This is a genomic window from Pleomorphomonas koreensis DSM 23070 (assembly GCF_000425185.1).
GTDB classification, from domain to species: Bacteria; Pseudomonadota; Alphaproteobacteria; order Rhizobiales; family Pleomorphomonadaceae; genus Pleomorphomonas; species Pleomorphomonas koreensis.
In genome coordinates this window covers 166,825-183,030 of the sequence record NZ_AULH01000006.1, presented here as the reverse complement: position 1 = coordinate 183,030, position 16,206 = coordinate 166,825, and the positions used below count along the sequence as shown (strand labels likewise).

The 16,206-nt window shown below is 67.8% G+C and carries 15 protein-coding genes and 2 tRNA genes; 15 read left to right on the top strand and 2 right to left on the bottom strand.

What is annotated here, in order from left to right:
- Nucleotides 1-25: 25 nt before the first annotated feature.
- The gene (locus H512_RS0104360) at nt 26-439 is read right to left on the bottom strand and encodes a GNAT family N-acetyltransferase (RefSeq protein ID WP_026782442.1); all 414 of its coding nucleotides are present in this window, start codon (nt 437-439) and stop codon (nt 26-28) included.
- A 183-nt stretch (nt 440-622) separates the two neighbouring features.
- Between H512_RS0104360 and H512_RS0104355 the strand changes: the two genes are divergently transcribed.
- The 6 genes from H512_RS0104355 to H512_RS0104330 all read left to right on the top strand — a co-directional run bounded on the left by H512_RS0104355 (nt 623) and on the right by H512_RS0104330 (nt 5,144).
- A complete protein-coding gene (locus H512_RS0104355) occupies nt 623-1,612 on the top strand; it encodes an ABC transporter permease (RefSeq protein ID WP_026782441.1) in 990 nt (329 codons plus the stop codon).
- A complete protein-coding gene (locus H512_RS0104350) occupies nt 1,609-2,436 on the top strand; it encodes an ABC transporter permease (protein ID WP_026782440.1) in 828 nt (275 codons plus the stop codon). Before H512_RS0104355 ends, H512_RS0104350 begins: the two co-directional genes overlap by 4 nt.
- A complete protein-coding gene (locus H512_RS0104345) occupies nt 2,433-3,215 on the top strand; it encodes an ABC transporter ATP-binding protein (protein ID WP_026782439.1) in 783 nt (260 codons plus the stop codon). The genes H512_RS0104350 and H512_RS0104345 overlap by 4 nt, the downstream gene beginning before the upstream one ends.
- Complete coding sequence (locus H512_RS0104340) at nt 3,212-3,997, top strand: ATP-binding cassette domain-containing protein (protein WP_026782438.1); 786 nt, start codon at nt 3,212-3,214, stop codon at nt 3,995-3,997. Before H512_RS0104345 ends, H512_RS0104340 begins: the two co-directional genes overlap by 4 nt.
- A complete protein-coding gene (locus H512_RS22430; RefSeq protein WP_053239538.1) occupies nt 3,994-5,031 on the top strand; it encodes a pyridoxal-phosphate-dependent aminotransferase family protein in 1,038 nt (345 codons plus the stop codon). The genes H512_RS0104340 and H512_RS22430 overlap by 4 nt, the downstream gene beginning before the upstream one ends.
- A gap of 39 nt (nt 5,032-5,070) precedes the next feature.
- Nucleotides 5,071-5,144, top strand: a tRNA-Gly gene (locus H512_RS0104330).
- Nucleotides 5,145-5,166: 22 nt separating this feature from the next.
- Here H512_RS0104330 and H512_RS0104325 read toward each other — a convergent pair.
- Nucleotides 5,167-6,381, bottom strand: a complete 1,215-nt coding sequence (locus H512_RS0104325; RefSeq protein ID WP_026782437.1) for an MFS transporter — start codon at nt 6,379-6,381, stop codon at nt 5,167-5,169.
- A 316-nt stretch (nt 6,382-6,697) separates the two neighbouring features.
- Between H512_RS0104325 and tuf the strand changes: the two genes are divergently transcribed.
- The 9 genes from tuf (at nt 6,698) to rpoB (ending at nt 16,059) form a co-directional block, all read left to right on the top strand.
- Complete coding sequence (gene tuf, locus H512_RS0104320) at nt 6,698-7,888, top strand: elongation factor Tu (protein WP_026782426.1); 1,191 nt, start codon at nt 6,698-6,700, stop codon at nt 7,886-7,888.
- 207 nt (nt 7,889-8,095) lie between these two features.
- Nucleotides 8,096-8,171: transfer RNA gene (locus H512_RS0104315), tRNA-Trp, on the top strand.
- 101 nt (nt 8,172-8,272) lie between these two features.
- On the top strand, nt 8,273-8,470 hold the full coding sequence (gene secE / locus H512_RS0104310; RefSeq protein WP_026782436.1) for a preprotein translocase subunit SecE: 198 nt from the start codon (nt 8,273-8,275) through the stop codon (nt 8,468-8,470).
- 27 nt (nt 8,471-8,497) lie between these two features.
- The gene (gene nusG / locus H512_RS0104305; protein WP_026782435.1) at nt 8,498-9,028 is read left to right on the top strand and encodes a transcription termination/antitermination protein NusG; all 531 of its coding nucleotides are present in this window, start codon (nt 8,498-8,500) and stop codon (nt 9,026-9,028) included.
- Between the two features lie 170 nt (nt 9,029-9,198).
- Nucleotides 9,199-9,627, top strand: a complete 429-nt coding sequence (gene rplK, locus H512_RS0104300) for a 50S ribosomal protein L11 (RefSeq protein ID WP_026782434.1) — start codon at nt 9,199-9,201, stop codon at nt 9,625-9,627.
- Between the two features lie 5 nt (nt 9,628-9,632).
- Nucleotides 9,633-10,334 (top strand): 50S ribosomal protein L1, encoded by a 702-nt coding sequence (rplA, locus tag H512_RS0104295; protein ID WP_026782433.1) that lies wholly within the window; start codon nt 9,633-9,635, stop codon nt 10,332-10,334.
- Between the two features lie 420 nt (nt 10,335-10,754).
- Nucleotides 10,755-11,273 (top strand): 50S ribosomal protein L10, encoded by a 519-nt coding sequence (rplJ, locus tag H512_RS0104290; protein ID WP_026782432.1) that lies wholly within the window; start codon nt 10,755-10,757, stop codon nt 11,271-11,273.
- 57 nt (nt 11,274-11,330) lie between these two features.
- On the top strand, nt 11,331-11,708 hold the full coding sequence (rplL, locus tag H512_RS0104285; RefSeq protein ID WP_026782431.1) for a 50S ribosomal protein L7/L12: 378 nt from the start codon (nt 11,331-11,333) through the stop codon (nt 11,706-11,708).
- Between the two features lie 214 nt (nt 11,709-11,922).
- Nucleotides 11,923-16,059 (top strand): DNA-directed RNA polymerase subunit beta, encoded by a 4,137-nt coding sequence (rpoB, locus tag H512_RS0104280; protein WP_026782430.1) that lies wholly within the window; start codon nt 11,923-11,925, stop codon nt 16,057-16,059.
- The last annotated feature ends 147 nt before the right edge of the window (nt 16,060-16,206 follow it).

Sequence of the window (16,206 nt, the reverse complement as noted above, 5' to 3'; positions counted from 1 at the left end):
TGCCAAGCCCTGAAAACATCCGCCCTTATCGGCCGATCCATTGCGCCATGCCGATCGAGGCGGGCGCCGTCGGAACAAAGCCGTATTGCGCGTAGAGATGCTTTGCATCGCCGTCGGCGATCAGGCTGACATAGGCCTCCGCCGGGGCGATTTGCCGCAATTCCTGCATCAGCCGTGCGACGATCGCCTTGCCGAGGCCGCGCCCCTGATGGACCGGCTCCACGGCGATGTCGACGATCTGGTAGCAGAGCCCGTCGCCCACCGCGCGCCCCATGCCCACCACACGGTCGCCCTGCCTGACCAGTACGCCCACCACGGTGTTCGGCAGGCCGGCCGCTGCCGCCGTCTCGCTGCGGGGCGTCAGGCCGGCCTCGCGGCGCAGGCGGCAATAATCCTCGACCGAGGGCACCTCGACGCTCACCTTGTACTCGTCCATCATGTCGGCCCGTCTCCATCCGAAAGGCTGGACGATGTCCGTTTTCCGGCGGCCATGCAACGGAGCCAGCCGGCGGTGGCCTTCGGCTGGAATATTTTTCCTTGATTTCGCATGTCGGGAAGCCTTTCAAAGGTGTCGTTCCAGTCGCCTGGAGTCCTTGGGCAAAGCAGCCGGGAGTGTTCTAGCGTGCATCGCGCCCTGTCCCTGATCCGGCGGCGGGCGGTCAGCGCCGTGCCGGTGCTGCTGATCGTCGTCATCGCCACCTTCCTGATGCTCGAAGCGGCGCCGGGCGACGCCGTCGATGCCTATCTCCTGTCGGCCGGCGGCGGCGACGCCGCGCTGGCCGCTACCCTGCGCGCCCAATATGGTCTCGACCAGTCGCTGCTCTCCCGCCTCTTTCTCTACGTTGCCGCCCTCGGCCGGCTCGATCTCGGCTGGTCGGTGGCCTTCGAGCGACCGGTGCTCGATCTCGTTCGCGAACGCCTGCCGGCGACGCTGCTGCTGATGGGCTCGGCGACGGCGTTGTCCTTCGGCCTCGGTTCGCTGCTCGGCGTCGTCGCCGGCAGCCGGCCGGGCTCGCTCCGTGACCGGGCGCTGTCCGTCGGCGCGCTGACCCTCTATGCCGTGCCCGGCTTCTGGCTCGGCCTCGTGCTGGTGCTGGTCTTCGCGGTGGCGCTCAGGTGGCTGCCGATCGCCGGCCTGGAGACCATCGCCTCCGGCAAGCACGGTCTTGGCCGCGCCCTCGATATCGCCCGCCATCTGGTGCTGCCGGTCGCCGCGCTCGGCTTCATCTACCTCGCCCTGTTCCTCAGGGTGATGCGCGCCTCGATGGCCGAGGTCTGGCGCCAGGACTTCGTGCTGGCGGCGCGCGCCAAGGGCCTCGGCCGCCGCCGCATCGTCTGGCGGCACGTGGTGCGGGCAGCGCTGTTGCCGCTGGTCACCGTGCTCGGCCTGCAATCGGCCGGCATGCTCGGCGGCTCGGTGGTGATCGAGAGCGTGTTCGCCATTCCCGGCTTCGGGCGGCTGGCGCAGGAGGCGGTGGCCGGCCGCGACGCGCCGCTGCTGATCGGCATCATCCTGACCTCGGCGGTGCTGGTGATCCTGGTCAACCTCCTGGTCGACATCCTCTACGCCTTTCTCGATCCGCGCATCGGCGCCTCGGAGGCGTCGGCATGAGCGTCCTCCGCCGGCTGCTGTCGAGCCCCACCGGCGCCGTCGGCGTCGCCTTGCTCGCCGTCATCGCCGTTGCCGCGCTCTCCGCCCCGTGGATTGCGCCCGGCGATCCCTTGCGCATCGCCGGGCCGGCGCTGCTGCCGCCGTTCACCGATCCGGCGCTGCCGCTCGGTACCGACCGGCTCGGCCGCGACGTGCTGGCCGGCCTGCTGCACGGCGCCCGCACCTCGCTGATCGTCGGCATCGCGGCGGCGGCGGCGGCCATCATCGTCGGTTCGCTGGTCGGCACCATCGCCGGCTTTGCCGGTCGGCTGGTCGACGAGGCGCTGATGCGCGTCGTCGACGCCTTCCAGATCGTCCCCGGCTTCCTCCTGGCGCTGGCCTTCGTGTCGGTGGCCGGCGGCTCGCTCTCCACCGTCATCCTGGCGATCGCGCTCAGCGCCTGGGCGCAGCCGGCCCGCCTCGTCCGCGCCGAGGTGCTCAGCATCCGCGAGCGCGATTATGTCGCCGCCGCCCGCGTTCTCGGCATGCACCCGGTCGAGATCGCCCTCAAGGAGATCCTGCCCAACGCCCTGCCGCCGGTGCTGGCGCTCGCCGCGGTGATCGTCGCGGCGGCCATCCTCACCGAGGCGGCTCTGTCCTTCCTCGGCCTCGGCGATCCCAACGTCGTCACCTGGGGCTCGATGATATCGGAGGGGCGCAACGTGCTGCGCGCCGCGCCCTTCCTGTCGGTGATCCCCGGTATCGGCCTGGTCGCCACGGTGCTCGGCGTCTATCTGGTCAGCGAGGCGGCGTCCGAGGCGCTTGGCCGGGGAGGGCGGCCATGAGCGCGCTCGCCGCCATCTCGAACCTCGCCGTCGCCTACCGCAACGCCGCATTGCCGGCACTCTCGGACGTGTCGCTGGAGATCGAGGCCGGCGAAATCCTCGCCGTCATCGGCGAAAGCGGCTCCGGAAAGTCGACCTTCGCTCGCGCGCTGATCGGCCTGCTGCCCCAGCGGACGGCTATCTCCGGCCGCATCGACTGGCCGGGCCTCGACGGCGCACCGCGCGCCGGTCGCGACATCGGCTGCGTTTTCCAGGACCCCGGATCGAGCCTCAACCCCGTGCTGCGCATCGGCGAACAGGTGGGCGAGGGCGCCCGCCGCCATCTCGGCCTTGGCCGCCGCGCCGCCGACGCCGAGGCCGTCCGGCTGATCGGCCGCGTGCGCCTGCCGGAGCCCGAGCGCATCGCTCGCGCCTTTCCGCACCAGCTCTCCGGCGGCCAGCGGCAGCGGGTGGCCATCGCCGCCGCCATCGCCGCCCGGCCGCGCCTGCTGGTCGCCGACGAGGTGACCTCGGCGCTCGACGTGGTGGTGCAGGCGGCCATCGTCGATCTGCTGGTCGAACTGGTGCGCGCCGACGGCATGACGCTGGTGTTTGTGACGCACGATCTGGCGCTCGCCTCCGGCATCGCCGACCGCATCGCCGTGATGGCGGCCGGCCGTCTGGTCGAACTGGGGCCGGCTGCCGAGCTGGTCGCCGCGCCCAAGACCGCCGCCACGGCGGCGCTGGTCGCCGCGCATATCGACCTCGCGACGCCGCCGCTGGTCGGAGATGCGCCATGACGGCGCCGCTGCTGATCGCCCGCGATCTGCGCCGCACATTCGCGAGCGGCGGCCGCCGCGTCGCGGCGCTCGATGGCGTTTCGCTGGAGATCGCGCCCGGCGAGACGCTCGGCCTCGTCGGCGCCTCGGGCTGCGGCAAGTCGACGCTGGCGCGCGTCCTCACCCGTCTCGTCGCGCCGGAGGCCGGCTCGGTTCACTTCATGGGCGCCGACTGGCTGAAACTGTCCGGCAGCCGCCTGCGCGCTGCCCGCCGCCACATGCAGATGGTGTTCCAGGAGCCGCTCGCCGCCTTCAATCCGCGCGCCACCGTCGCCGGCGTGCTCGCCGACGCCCTGCGCATCCACGCCGTCGTGCCGAAGGCCGAGCGCGGCGCCGAGATCGCCCGCCTCGTCGACCGCGTTGGCCTGCCGGCGGCGCTGGCCGGCCGGTCGATCCGCAACATTTCCGGCGGTCAGCGCCAGCGCGTGGCGATTGCCCGCGCCATTGCCGTGCGGCCGCGCCTCGTCATTCTCGACGAGGCGGTGTCGGCGCTCGACGTGTCGGTGCGCGGCCGCATCCTGGACCTGCTGGTCGACCTGCAACGGGAAACCGGCGTAAGCTATCTCTTCGTCTCGCATGATCTTGCCGTGGTGCGCGCCGTCTCCCACCGCATCGCGGTGATGGACGCCGGCCGCATCGTCGAGGAAGGGCCGGCGGCCGAGGTGATCGCCGCTCCGTCCACCGCCGTCCTCGGCCGGCTGATTGACGCCGTGCCGCGCCTCAAGGGAAAGCCTCAAGCATGAGCGATTTCGATCCCGCCTGCCTTCTCGATCCGCCGCCCTTTCCGGCCGACCGCGTCGCCGGCCTCGCCGATCGCCTGGCACGGCTGATCGGCACCTCGGGCGACGTGCTGTTCGTGCAGGCGGAGGCGGTGACGGCGCTGGAAGCGGCGGCGGCCAGCCTGGGCCGGCCGGGCGTCAAGGCGATCAACGTGGTGACCAGTCCTTATGGCGCCTGGTTCGGCCGCTGGCTGCGCAAAGCCGGCGCCGCCGTGGTCGAGATCCGCGCCGAGCCGGCGCGGCCGGTCAGCCTGCGGGCGGTGGCGGCGACACTCGACGCCCATCCCGACGCCGGCCTTCTCGCCGTCGTCCACGCGGAGTCGGCGAGCGGCATCCGCAACCCCATCGAGGCGATCCTGCCGCTCGCCCGCGAGCGCGGCCTTCTCACCGTCGTCGATGCGGTCGCCTCGCTGGGTGGCCACGCCTTCCCGGCCGACGCGCTCGGCGCCGACGTCGTGGTGATCGGGCCGCAGAAGGCGCTGGCCGGGCCGGCCGGCATCTCGGCCGTCGCCGTCGGCAAGCGCGCCTGGGAGGCGATCGACCGGCCGGACGCGCCGCATACCTCGACGCTGTCGCTCATCGACCTCAAGCGCCTCTGGCTCGACGCCGGCCGCGGCGCGTTGCCGGGCACGCCGTCGCCGCTCGAACTTTGGGCGCTTCAGGCGGCGCTCGACCGCGTCGAGGCGGAGGGTTTGGACAGCATCATCACCCGCCATGCCGAGGCGGCCGCCGCCGCCCGCGACGGTCTTGTCGCGCTTGGCCTGACGCCCTGGGCGGCGGCGGGCGAGGCGTCGCACCTCGTCACCAGCTTCGCGATGCCGGCCGACGTCGATGCCGATGCCTTCCTCGCCCGCCTCCGCGCCGCCGATCCGGAGATCTCGCCGGGCGTCGGCGCCGGCGCCGGCCGGCTCGTCCGCCTCAACCATACCGGCCGCCGCGCCGATCCCTCGGTGGTGCACGCCATGATCGCCGCCGTCGCCGCCGCGCTGCGGCGTTGACAAGCCCCGGCCGCGTCCCTAAACATCCGGCCATCCCGAGCGGGTGTAGCTCAATGGTAGAGCAGCAGCCTTCCAAGCTGAATACGAGGGTTCGATTCCCTTCACCCGCTCCAGCTTCCTCCCTGTAGCATCTCCTCAGGCGGCCACGGTTTCGGGCTTGCGGTTCGGCATCGGCCGGAAGGTCGAGGCGATCAGGAAGGCGCCGATCCCCATGCCGAACGAGCCGATGTAGAGCCACTGGTAGCTCGACGTGGCGTCGTAGATCATGCCGCCGACCAGCGGCCCGGCCGCCATGCCGAGGCTGCCGGCCATGGCGGTGCCGCCGATCACCGTGCCCATCATCCGGAGCGGGAAGTTCTCGCGCACCAGCACGGCATAGAGCGGCATGATGCCGGCGTAGATGAAGCCGAACAACGCGGCCACCGAGTAGAAGCTGACGAGGCTGGAGGCGAAGATGTAGGCGAGCGCGCCGAGCGACTGGGCGAGGAGGCCGAGCACCAGGACGCGCTTGGCGCCGAACCGGTCGCCCATCAGGCCGAAGGCGATGCGGCCGCCCATGCCTGCCAGGCCCTCGACGCTGTAGATGGTGACGGCGGCGATCATCGGGATGCCGCAGGTCACCGCATAGCTCACCGTGTGGAAGATCGGTCCCGAATGGGTGGCGCAGCAGAAGAAGTTGGTGAACACCAGGATCAGGAAGGGCGGTGAGCGCAGCACCTCCGACACCGTCATGCCGCCGGTCGGGTCGGCCTCGGCGGCGGCCGCCTGATGGGCGCCCTGAAGCACCGGCGGCTGGCGGAGCAGGAGAGCGGCCGGCAGCATGATCGCCGCGGCGAAGCCGGCGAGGATCAGCATCGAGGTCCGCCAGTCGTGGCCGGTGATCAGCCAGGCGGCGAACGGCGCCATGGTCAGCGGCGCCATGCCCATGCCGGCCGACACCAGCGACACGGCGAGGCTGCGATGGGTGTCGAACCAGGCGGTGACGGAGGTCATCAGCGGCGTCATGATGGCGGCGGCCGCGCTGCCGACCACCACGCCGAACACCACCTGGAAGAACAGGAGAGACGGCGACAGGCCGGAGAGAGCCAGCCCGATCGCCAGGAGCGACGCGCCGATCAGCACCACCGGCCGGGCGCCCCAGCGGTCGGTCAGGCTGCCCCACAGCATGCTGGTGAAGGCCATGGCCAGGAAGCCGATGGTCATGGCGCTGGAAATGCCGGTCACCGACCAGCCGCTCGCCTCCGACATCGGCCTCAGGAACACCGGCAGCGCGAACACCGCGCCCATGGCGACGCAGCCGATCAGGCCGCCGGCCGCCACGATCACCCACCTGTAGCGGGAGTTTTCCATGCGTCCGCTCCTCTCCATGCCCTGTCCGTAGTTCCTCGTAGAAAGGGGTAAACCCGTTCCGGTGCCGCCGCAAGCGCCGGACGGGGCGCCGGCGGACCGGGCATAGCCATCCTTCGCCCTGTTGCGAACTTGAATTTTCAGGGCAAACGGTCCATATGGCTCAACCTCGGCGCCGACAGCTCTTTTGCGGGGAGAGCGGCGCGAAAGAGGGCTTGAACCCGGCGTTAAAAGGCACTATTCGAGCCGCCAACCGGCCGCCCGGTTCGGGGGCAACGCACGAAAAGGCCCCATCAAACCTTTCGAGAGAGACGAAGCGATGGCCAAGGAAAAGTTTTCGCGGACGAAGCCGCACTGCAACATCGGCACGATCGGTCACGTCGACCACGGCAAGACGTCGCTGACTGCGGCGATCACCAAGGTTCTGGCCGAGACGGGCGGTGCGACGTTCAAGGCCTATGACCAGATCGACGCGGCTCCGGAAGAGAAGGCGCGCGGCATCACGATCAACACGGCGCACGTCGAGTACGAGACGCAGAACCGTCACTACGCGCACGTCGACTGCCCCGGCCACGCCGACTATGTGAAGAACATGATCACCGGCGCCGCCCAGATGGACGGCGCGATCCTGGTGGTCTCGGCGGCCGACGGCCCGATGCCGCAGACCCGCGAGCACATCCTGCTCGCCCGTCAGGTCGGCGTTCCGGCGATCGTGGTGTACCTGAACAAGTGCGACATGGTCGACGATCCGGAGCTGCTGGAGCTGGTCGAGATGGAAGTGCGCGAGCTTCTGTCGTCCTACGACTTCCCCGGCGACGACATCCCGATCATCAAGGGTTCGGCTCTCGTTGCCCTCGAGGGCGGCGATCCGGTGCTGGGCCATGACTCGATCCTCGAGCTGATGACCCAGGTCGACGCCTACATCCCGCAGCCCGACCGTCCGGTCGACCAGCCGTTCCTGATGCCGATCGAGGACGTGTTCTCGATCTCCGGCCGCGGCACGGTGGTGACCGGCCGCGTCGAGCGCGGCATCGTCAAGGTCGGCGAGGAAGTCGAGATCGTCGGCATCCGCCCGACCACCAAGACGACGGTGACCGGCGTCGAGATGTTCCGCAAGCTGCTCGACCAGGGCCAGGCCGGCGACAACATCGGCGCGCTGCTGCGCGGCACCAAGCGCGAGGACGTCGAGCGTGGCCAGGTGCTGTGCAAGCCGGCTTCGGTCAACCCGCACACCAAGTTCAAGGCCGAAGCCTACATCCTGACCAAGGAAGAGGGTGGCCGCCACACGCCGTTCTTCACCAACTACCGCCCGCAGTTCTACTTCCGCACGACGGACGTGACCGGCGTGGTGACGCTGAACGAAGGCGTGGAGATGGTGATGCCGGGCGACAACGTGACGATGAACGTCCAGCTGATCGTGCCGATCGCCATGGAGGAGAAGCTCCGCTTCGCCATCCGTGAAGGCGGCCGTACCGTCGGCGCCGGCGTCGTCGCTTCGATCGTCGAGTAAGAAGGCTTTCCGGCGGCTCCGGCCGCCGGAATCTTCCGGATTTCCGGGCCGGCTTCCGGCCAAGTCCTTCGGGAGAAAAAAGAAATCGCCGGACGGGGTTGCCCCGCCGGCGAGAATCGGTAAGAAGGACGCACCGCGCTTTTGGTGCTTGATCCTGAAGCCGGTTCGGCTATAAGCGAACGGACTGGCGTCCGCGAGCGGAAGTCTAGGGGTATAGCTCAGTTGGTAGAGCGGCGGTCTCCAAAACCGCAGGTCGCGGGTTCGAGCCCTGCTGCCCCTGCCATTTCCCTCTTGCGCGGATACGCCGAACGCTATAGATAACGGTTCCCATCTCGTGGCGCGCGGAACTGACGTTCCGCGCGCCCGACCGTCATGAGTGGATGTATGGCCAAGACCAGCCCCCTTGAGTTTCTGCAGCAGGTTCGGACCGAGGCCAGCAAGGTCACGTGGCCGACCCGGCGCGAAACTGCGATCACGACGACCATGGTGTTCATCATGGCCATCCTTGCGGCGATCTTCTTCCTCGTCGCCGACATGATCATGAACTGGGGTGTCGGGTTGCTGCTCGGCCTCAGCGGCTGACGAACGACCGCCGAGGGGAACGACGACATGGCAAAACGCTGGTACATCGTGCACGCCTACTCGAATTTCGAGAAGAAGGTAGCCGACTCCATCAAGGAGCAGGCGCAGCAGCGCGGTCTCGCGCACCTCTTCGAGCAGGTTCTGGTGCCGACCGAGAGCATCACCGAGGTGCGCCGTGGCCGCAAGGTGGCGGCCGAGCGCAAGTTCTTTCCGGGCTACGTCCTCGTCCGCATGGACATGACCGACGATGCCTATCACCTCATCAAGAACACGCCGAAGGTGACCGGGTTCCTCGGTTCCGACAACAAGCCGGTGCCGATTCCCGACCGCGAGGCGGAGCGGATCATCAATCAGGTCGAAGTCGGCGTTGAGCGGCCCAAGCCCTCCGTCAGCTTCGAGATCGGCGAGCAGGTCAAGGTGTCCGACGGCCCGTTCGCCTCCTTCTCCGGCCTTGTCGAAGAGGTGGACGAGGAGCGCAGCCGCCTCAAGGTGGCGGTGTCGATCTTCGGCCGCGCCACGCCGGTCGAGCTGGAATACGGTCAGGTCGAGAAGGTCTGACGTCGAGTTTGCGGCTGCCGGCTTGCCGGCGCCCGCGTCCGCCGCCCGGCGTGCCGGTCGGCATCACCCCGTGGGAGAGGGGCCCCGGCCATCGCCGCCGGGACATGGCCCTCCGACCACGAACCTGAAGGCGGGCCGGCCATGCCGGATACGCCGACGAGGAGAACAAAATGGCGAAGAAAATCACCGGCTACCTGAAGCTTCAGGTGGCGGCCGGTTCGGCGACCCCGTCGCCGCCGATCGGCCCCGCGCTCGGTCAGCGCGGTCTCAACATCATGGAATTCTGCAAGGCGTTCAACGCGCAGACGCAGGGTATGGAAAAGGGCATGCCGATCCCGGTGCTCTTCACCATCTTTGCCGACCGCTCGTTCACCTTCAAGCTGCGCACGCCGCCGGTCTCCTACTTCCTGAAGAAGGCCGCCGGTATCGACAAGGGCTCGAAGACGCCGGGCACCGGCGCGGCGGGCTCCGTGACCAAGGCGCAGCTGCGTGAAATCGCCGAGAAGAAGCTCGTCGACATGAACGCCACTTCCATCGACGCCGCCATGCTCATGGTCGAGGGCTCTGCCCGCTCCATGGGCTTCCAGATCGCGGAGTGACCGACATGGCCAAGCTTGCCAAGCGCATCGCCGCCACTCGCGAAGGCATCGATCGCAAGAAGTTCTATCCGCTGACCGAGGCCCTCGGCCTGATCAAAGAGCGGGCCACCGCAAAGTTCGACGAGACCGTCGAGGTCGCCATCAACCTCGGCGTCGACCCCCGTCACGCCGACCAGATGGTGCGCGGCGTCGTGCAGCTGCCGCACGGCACCGGCAAGACCGTCCGCGTCGCCGTGTTCGCCCGCGGCCTCAAGGCCGACGAAGCGACTGCCGCCGGGGCTGACATCGTCGGCGCCGAGGATCTGGTCGAGACCATCCAGAAGGGCGAGATCAACTTCGATCGTTGCATTGCCACGCCGGATATGATGCCGCTGGTCGGCCGCCTCGGCAAGGTGCTCGGCCCGCGCGGCCTGATGCCGAACCCGAAGGTCGGCACGGTGACGCAGGACGTCGCCGCCGCCGTCAAGGCGTCGAAGGGTGGCGCGGTCGAGTTCCGCGTCGAGAAGGCCGGCATCGTCCACGCCGGCGTCGGCAAGGCGTCGTTCACGCCCGAAGCGCTGCTCGACAACGTGCGCGCCCTGGTCGATGCCGTCCAGAAGGCCAAGCCGTCGGGCGCCAAGGGTACCTACCTGCAGCGCGTGTCGGTGTCCTCGACCATGGGCCCCGGCGTTAAGGTCGAAGTCGGCTCCGTGGGCGCCGCCTCCTGACGAGATTTCCGGCCCATCCGGGCCGGCCGCCCCGCGAGGGGCAACGAGCTTCCCGCCGGCTCCGGCCGGCGGGATCGGCGGCTTCCCCAAGGGGTCTCCCCGGCGGAAGCGGCCGCCCTGTCCGAGATTGCGGGTGTCCGGCCTTGTGCCGCGACCTAAGCCATGCGGACCGATCCCGGCCTTCCGGGTGACGTCGGGGCCTGCATGAGACGGGAGTGAGACCCGTAATTGCATCCGAAGGGCGGTCCGCCGTCCTTCCCTGGACGAGTAACGGTTCTGACTCTTCCCTCCAGCCGCGCCGGATCACCGGGACGGGTTGGCGGACAGGCCGCGAACGTCGCGTGCGAGCCGCAAGGCGGACGCGCGGCAACAGCAACTGACGATGGGGCGCAAGCCTTGTCGTTCATCTGGAGACTGGCCGTGGATAGAGCGGAAAAGCGGGAACTGATCGACGCACTCAACGCCTCGTTCAAGGGCGCTGGCGTCATCGTCGTGTCCCACTACCAAGGCCTCACCGTCGCTGACCTGCAGGCGTATCGCGCCCGCATGAGGGAAGCCGGCGGCAAGGTCAAGGTCGCCAAGAACCGCCTCGCCAAGCTGGCTCTTCAAGGCACCGACGCCGAGCATATCACTGACCTGTTCACAGGTCCGACCGTCATCGCCTATTCGGCGGATCCGGTCGCGGCGTCCAAGGTCACCGTCGATTACGCCAAGACCAACGACAAGCTCGTTGTTCTCGGCGGCGCGATGGGCAAGACCAACCTCGATGCCAACGGCGTCAAGGCTCTCGCGAGCCTGCCGTCGCTGGACGAACTGCGCGCCAAGCTGCTGGGTATGATCAATACCCCGGCCACCCGCATCGCAGGCGTCCTGCAGGCACCCGCGGGCCAGCTGGCCCGCGTGTTCGGGGCTTATGCCAAGAAGGACGAAGCGGCGTGAGGCCGTTCGACCTGGAACAAAAATCTGGTCCGAACCGTTACTGAAGGAAGAAGTGAAATGGCTGATCTTGCCAAGCTGGTCGACGATCTGTCGGCCCTGACCGTCCTGGAAGCCGCCGAGCTGTCGAAGCTCCTCGAGGAGAAGTGGGGCGTTTCGGCCGCCGCTCCGGTGGCCGTCGCCGCTGCCGGCGGCGCTGCCGCCCCGGCTGCCGTCGAGGAAGAGAAGACCGAGTTCGACGTCATCCTCGTCGACGCCGGCGACAAGAAGATCAACGTGATCAAGGAAGTCCGCGCCATCACGGGCCTCGGCCTCAAGGAAGCCAAGGACCTGGTCGAAGGCGCTCCGAAGCCGGTCAAGGAAGCCGTGTCCAAGGACGAGGCCGCCAAGATCAAGAAGCAGCTCGAAGAAGCTGGCGCCAAGGTCGACGTCAAGTAATCGACCTTGCAATTCTGACGGTGGGCGGCTCGACAAAATCGGGCCGCCCAACGGTTGTTTTTAAGATGGCCTTTATTTGGCCCGAATCGGATCGAATTGGCTAAAGACTTGGCCGTTCGATCGGCGGTCGGTTTGTCCCGAGCCCTTCGGCAACGTTTGAAGCGTTGCGCATCAAAGGGTTCCGGTCTGCCGATCACGGTGTACGAGGGAAGCAATGGCGCAAACGTTCAACGGCCGCAGGCGTGTCCGCAAGTTCTTCGGAGACATCCGGGAAGTTGCCGAGATGCCGAACCTGATCGAGGTCCAGAAGGCGTCCTACGACCAGTTCCTGATGGTCGAGGAGCCCAAGGGCGGCCGCCCGGAGGAGGGCCTGCAGGCCGTCTTCAAGTCCGTTTTCCCGATTTCCGATTTCGCCGGCACGGCTTTCCTCGAATTCGTCCGCTACGAGTTCGAGGCGCCGAAGTATGACGTCGACGAGTGCCGCCAGCGCGGCATGACCTTTGCCGCTCCGCTCAAGGTAACGCTGCGCCTGATCGTCTTCGACGTCGACGAGGATACCGGCGCCAAGTCGGTCAAGGACATCAAGGAGCAGGACGTCTACATGGGCGACATGCCGCTCATGACCGATAACGGCACCTTCATCGTCAACGGCACCGAGCGCGTCATCGTCTCGCAGATGCACCGCTCGCCGGGTGTGTTCTTCGACCACGACAAGGGCAAGAGCCATTCGTCGGGCAAGCTGTTGTTCGCTGCCCGCATCATTCCCTACCGCGGTTCCTGGCTCGACATCGAGTTCGACGCCAAGGACATCGTCTACGCGCGCATCGATCGTCGCCGCAAGATCCCGGTGACCTCGCTGATGTTCGCCCTCGGCCTCGACGGCGAGGAGATCCTCGACACCTTCTACAACAAGATCATCTACGAGCGCGCCAAGGACGGCTGGCGCATGCCCTATGACGCGGGCCGCATGAAGGGCATGAAGGCGGTCGCCGACCTGATCGACGCCGACACCGGCGAAGTGGTCGTCGGCGCCGGCCGCAAGCTGACCGCCCGCGCCGCCCGCCAGCTGGCCGAGAAGGGCCTCAAGGCGCTGAAGGTCACCGACGAGGAGCTTGAAGGGCTCTACATCGCCGAGGACGTCGTCAACATGCAGACGGGCGAGATCTACGCCGAAGCCGGCGACGAGATCACCCCGAAGATGATGGCGCAGCTCACCGATCTCGGCATCGACGAGCTGCCGCTCCTCGACATCGACCACGTCAACACCGGCGCCTACATCCGCAACACGCTGGCCGTCGACAAGAACGAGTCGCGCGAAGGCGCGCTGTTCGACATCTACCGCGTCATGCGTCCGGGCGAGCCGCCGACCATCGACACCGCCGAGGCGATGTTCAAGTCGCTGTTCTTCGACGCCGAGCGCTACGACCTCAGCGCCGTCGGCCGCGTCAAGATGAACATGCGTCTCGACCTCCAGTGCCCCGATACCGTGCGCATCCTGCGCAAGGAGGACATCCTCGCGGTCATCAAGACGCTGGTGGAACTGCGCGACGGCAAGGGCGAGATCGACGACATCGACAACCTCGGCAACCGCCGCGTCCGTTCGGTCGGCGAGCTGATGGAGAACCAGTATCGCGTCGGCCTCCTGCGCATGGAGCGCGCCATCAAGGAGCGCATGAGCTCGGTCGACATCGACACGGTGATGCCGCAGGACCTGATCAACGCCAAGCCGGCGGCGGCGGCGGTGCGCGAGTTCTTCGGCTCGTCGCAGCTTTCGCAGTTCATGGACCAGACCAACCCGCTCTCCGAGATCACCCACAAGCGCCGCCTGTCGGCGCTTGGCCCGGGCGGCCTCACCCGCGAGCGCGCCGGCTTCGAGGTGCGTGACGTCCACACCACGCACTACGGCCGCATCTGCCCGATCGAGACGCCGGAAGGCCCGAACATCGGCCTGATCAACTCGCTCGCCACCTTTGCCCGCGTCAACAAGTACGGCTTCATCGAGAGCCCGTACCGTATTGTCGAGGACGGCCGGGTGACCGACAAGGTCGTCTACCTCTCGGCCATGGAGGAGAGCAAGTACACGGTCGCCCAGGCCAATGCCGAGCTGGACGACGAGGGCCACTTCGTCAACGACCTCGTCATCTCCCGCCACGCCGGCGAGACGGCGCAGGTGGCCAAGGAGCGCGTCGACCTGATGGACGTGTCGCCCAAGCAGGTGGTGTCGGTCGCCGCGGCGCTGATCCCCTTCCTGGAGAACGACGACGCCAACCGCGCCCTGATGGGCTCGAACATGCAGCGTCAGGCCGTGCCGCTGGTACGCGCCGAGGCGCCGTTCGTCGGTACCGGCATGGAGCCGATCGTCGCCCGCGATTCCGGTGCCGCCATCGCCGCCCGTCGCGGCGGCGTCATCGACCAAGTGGACGCCACCCGTATCGTCATCCGCGCCACCGAGGACCTCGATCCGTCGAAGTCCGGCGTCGACATCTACCGCCTGATGAAGTTCCAGCGCTCCAACCAGTCGACCTGCATCAACCAGCGTCCGCTGGTGCGCGTCGGCGACGTGGTGGCCAAGGGCGACATCATCGCCGACGGTCCGTCGACCGACCTCGGCGATCTGGCGCTCGGCCGCAACGTGCTGGTCGCCTTCATGCCGTGGAACGGCTACAACTACGAGGACTCGATCCTTCTCTCCGAGAAGATCGTCGCCGAAGACGTGTTCACCTCGATCCACATCGAGGAGTTCGAGGTGATGGCCCGCGATACCAAGCTGGGGCCTGAAGAAATCACCCGCGACATCCCGAACGTCTCGGAAGAAGCGCTGAAGAACCTCGATGAAGCCGGTATCGTCTACATCGGCGCCGAGGTGCAGGCCGGCGACATCCTGGTCGGCAAGATCACGCCGAAGGGCGAAAGCCCGATGACGCCGGAAGAAAAGCTCCTGCGCGCCATCTTCGGCGAGAAGGCATCGGACGTGCGCGACACGTCGCTGCGCGTGCCGCCGGGCGTCACCGGCACCATCGTCGAAGTGCGCGTCTTCAACCGCCACGGCGTCGAGAAGGACGAGCGCGCCATGGCGATCGAGCGCGAGGAGATCGAACGCCTCGCGAAGGACCGCGACGACGAGCAGGCCATCCTCGACCGCAACGTCTACGGCCGCCTGATGGACATGCTGATCGGCAAGACCGGCGTCGGCGGTCCCAAGGGCTTCAAGAAGGATCAGGTTCTCGACCAGGAGAAGCTGGAAGAGTTCCCGCGCTCCCAGTGGTGGCAGTTCGCCCTCGAAAGCGAGCAGGCCATGGGCGAGATCGAGGCCCTCCGCAAGCAGTATGACGAGAGCCGCAAGCGGCTGGAGCAGCGCTTCATCGACAAGGTGGAGAAGCTGCAGCGCGGCGACGAGTTGCCGCCGGGCGTCATGAAGATGGTCAAGATCTTCGTCGCCGTGAAGCGCAAGATCCAGCCGGGCGACAAGATGGCCGGCCGCCATGGCAACAAGGGCGTCGTCTCGCGCATCGTGCCGGTGGAGGACATGCCGTTCCTCGAGGACGGTACCCACGTCGACATCGTGCTCAACCCGCTCGGCGTGCCCTCGCGCATGAACGTCGGCCAGATCCTGGAGACCCACCTCGGCTGGGCTTGCGCCGGCATGGGCCGCAAGATCGGCGAGATGCTGGAAGCCTACCGGCACAGCCACGACATCCAGCCGCTGCGCGAGCTGGTGGTCGACACCTATCTGGGCTCGCCGAAGACGGAAGATATCTCCGCCTATACCGACGACGAGATGGTGCTGCTCGCCACGCAGGTGAAGAAGGGCATCTCGATCGCCACGCCGGTGTTCGACGGCGCCCGCGAGCCGGACATCAACGAACTCTTGGCCAAGGCGGGGGTCAACACCTCCGGCCAGTCGGTGCTCTACGACGGCCGCACCGGCGAGCCGTTCGACCGCAAGGTCACGGTGGGCTACATCTACATGCTGAAGCTCCACCACCTCGTGGACGACAAGATCCACGCCCGCTCGATCGGCCCCTACTCGCTGGTCACCCAGCAGCCGCTGGGCGGCAAGGCGCAGTTCGGCGGCCAGCGCTTCGGCGAAATGGAGGTGTGGGCGCTCGAAGCCTACGGCGCGGCCTACACGTTGCAGGAGATGCTGACGGTGAAGTCGGACGACGTGGCCGGCCGCACCAAGGTCTACGAGGCGATCGTCCGCGGCGACGAAGCCTTCGAGTCCGGCATCCCCGAGAGCTTCAACGTGCTGGTCAAGGAAATGCGCTCGCTCGGCCTCAACGTCGAGCTGATCAACTCCAAGGAGCACGCCGTCGTCGCGGACGGGCATGCCCAGGATGCGGCGGAGTGATCCGGCGCGTTAGCTGACCGAAAACGCCTTGAGCTGTCGGCGCTCCCACGCCGGCAGTTCGGCGTTTCCGGAAACCGGCGCCAGGCGGCGCCTCGAGATTTTTCATGCAGCCCCCGCCGGCGAGGCGGACAGACGGCGGTCGGGCGG

What these genes read in the sequence shown, in the direction of transcription:
- nusG (WP_026782435.1), top strand. Translation starts at nt 8,498, where the DNA reads ATGGCAAAACGCTGGTACATCGTGCACGCCTACTCGAATTTCGAGAAG.
- H512_RS0104345 (WP_026782439.1), top strand. Translation starts at nt 2,433, where the DNA reads ATGAGCGCGCTCGCCGCCATCTCGAACCTCGCCGTCGCCTACCGCAAC.
- rpoB (WP_026782430.1), top strand. Translation starts at nt 11,923, where the DNA reads ATGGCGCAAACGTTCAACGGCCGCAGGCGTGTCCGCAAGTTCTTCGGA.
- H512_RS0104350 (WP_026782440.1), top strand. Translation starts at nt 1,609, where the DNA reads ATGAGCGTCCTCCGCCGGCTGCTGTCGAGCCCCACCGGCGCCGTCGGC.
- rplK (WP_026782434.1), top strand. Translation starts at nt 9,199, where the DNA reads ATGGCGAAGAAAATCACCGGCTACCTGAAGCTTCAGGTGGCGGCCGGT.
- tuf (WP_026782426.1), top strand. Translation starts at nt 6,698, where the DNA reads ATGGCCAAGGAAAAGTTTTCGCGGACGAAGCCGCACTGCAACATCGGC.
- H512_RS0104360 (WP_026782442.1), bottom strand. Translation starts at nt 439, where the DNA reads ATGATGGACGAGTACAAGGTGAGCGTCGAGGTGCCCTCGGTCGAGGAT.
- H512_RS0104340 (WP_026782438.1), top strand. Translation starts at nt 3,212, where the DNA reads ATGACGGCGCCGCTGCTGATCGCCCGCGATCTGCGCCGCACATTCGCG.
- H512_RS22430 (WP_053239538.1), top strand. Translation starts at nt 3,994, where the DNA reads ATGAGCGATTTCGATCCCGCCTGCCTTCTCGATCCGCCGCCCTTTCCG.
- H512_RS0104325 (WP_026782437.1), bottom strand. Translation starts at nt 6,381, where the DNA reads ATGGAAAACTCCCGCTACAGGTGGGTGATCGTGGCGGCCGGCGGCCTG.
- rplA (WP_026782433.1), top strand. Translation starts at nt 9,633, where the DNA reads ATGGCCAAGCTTGCCAAGCGCATCGCCGCCACTCGCGAAGGCATCGAT.
- rplL (WP_026782431.1), top strand. Translation starts at nt 11,331, where the DNA reads ATGGCTGATCTTGCCAAGCTGGTCGACGATCTGTCGGCCCTGACCGTC.
- secE (WP_026782436.1), top strand. Translation starts at nt 8,273, where the DNA reads ATGGCCAAGACCAGCCCCCTTGAGTTTCTGCAGCAGGTTCGGACCGAG.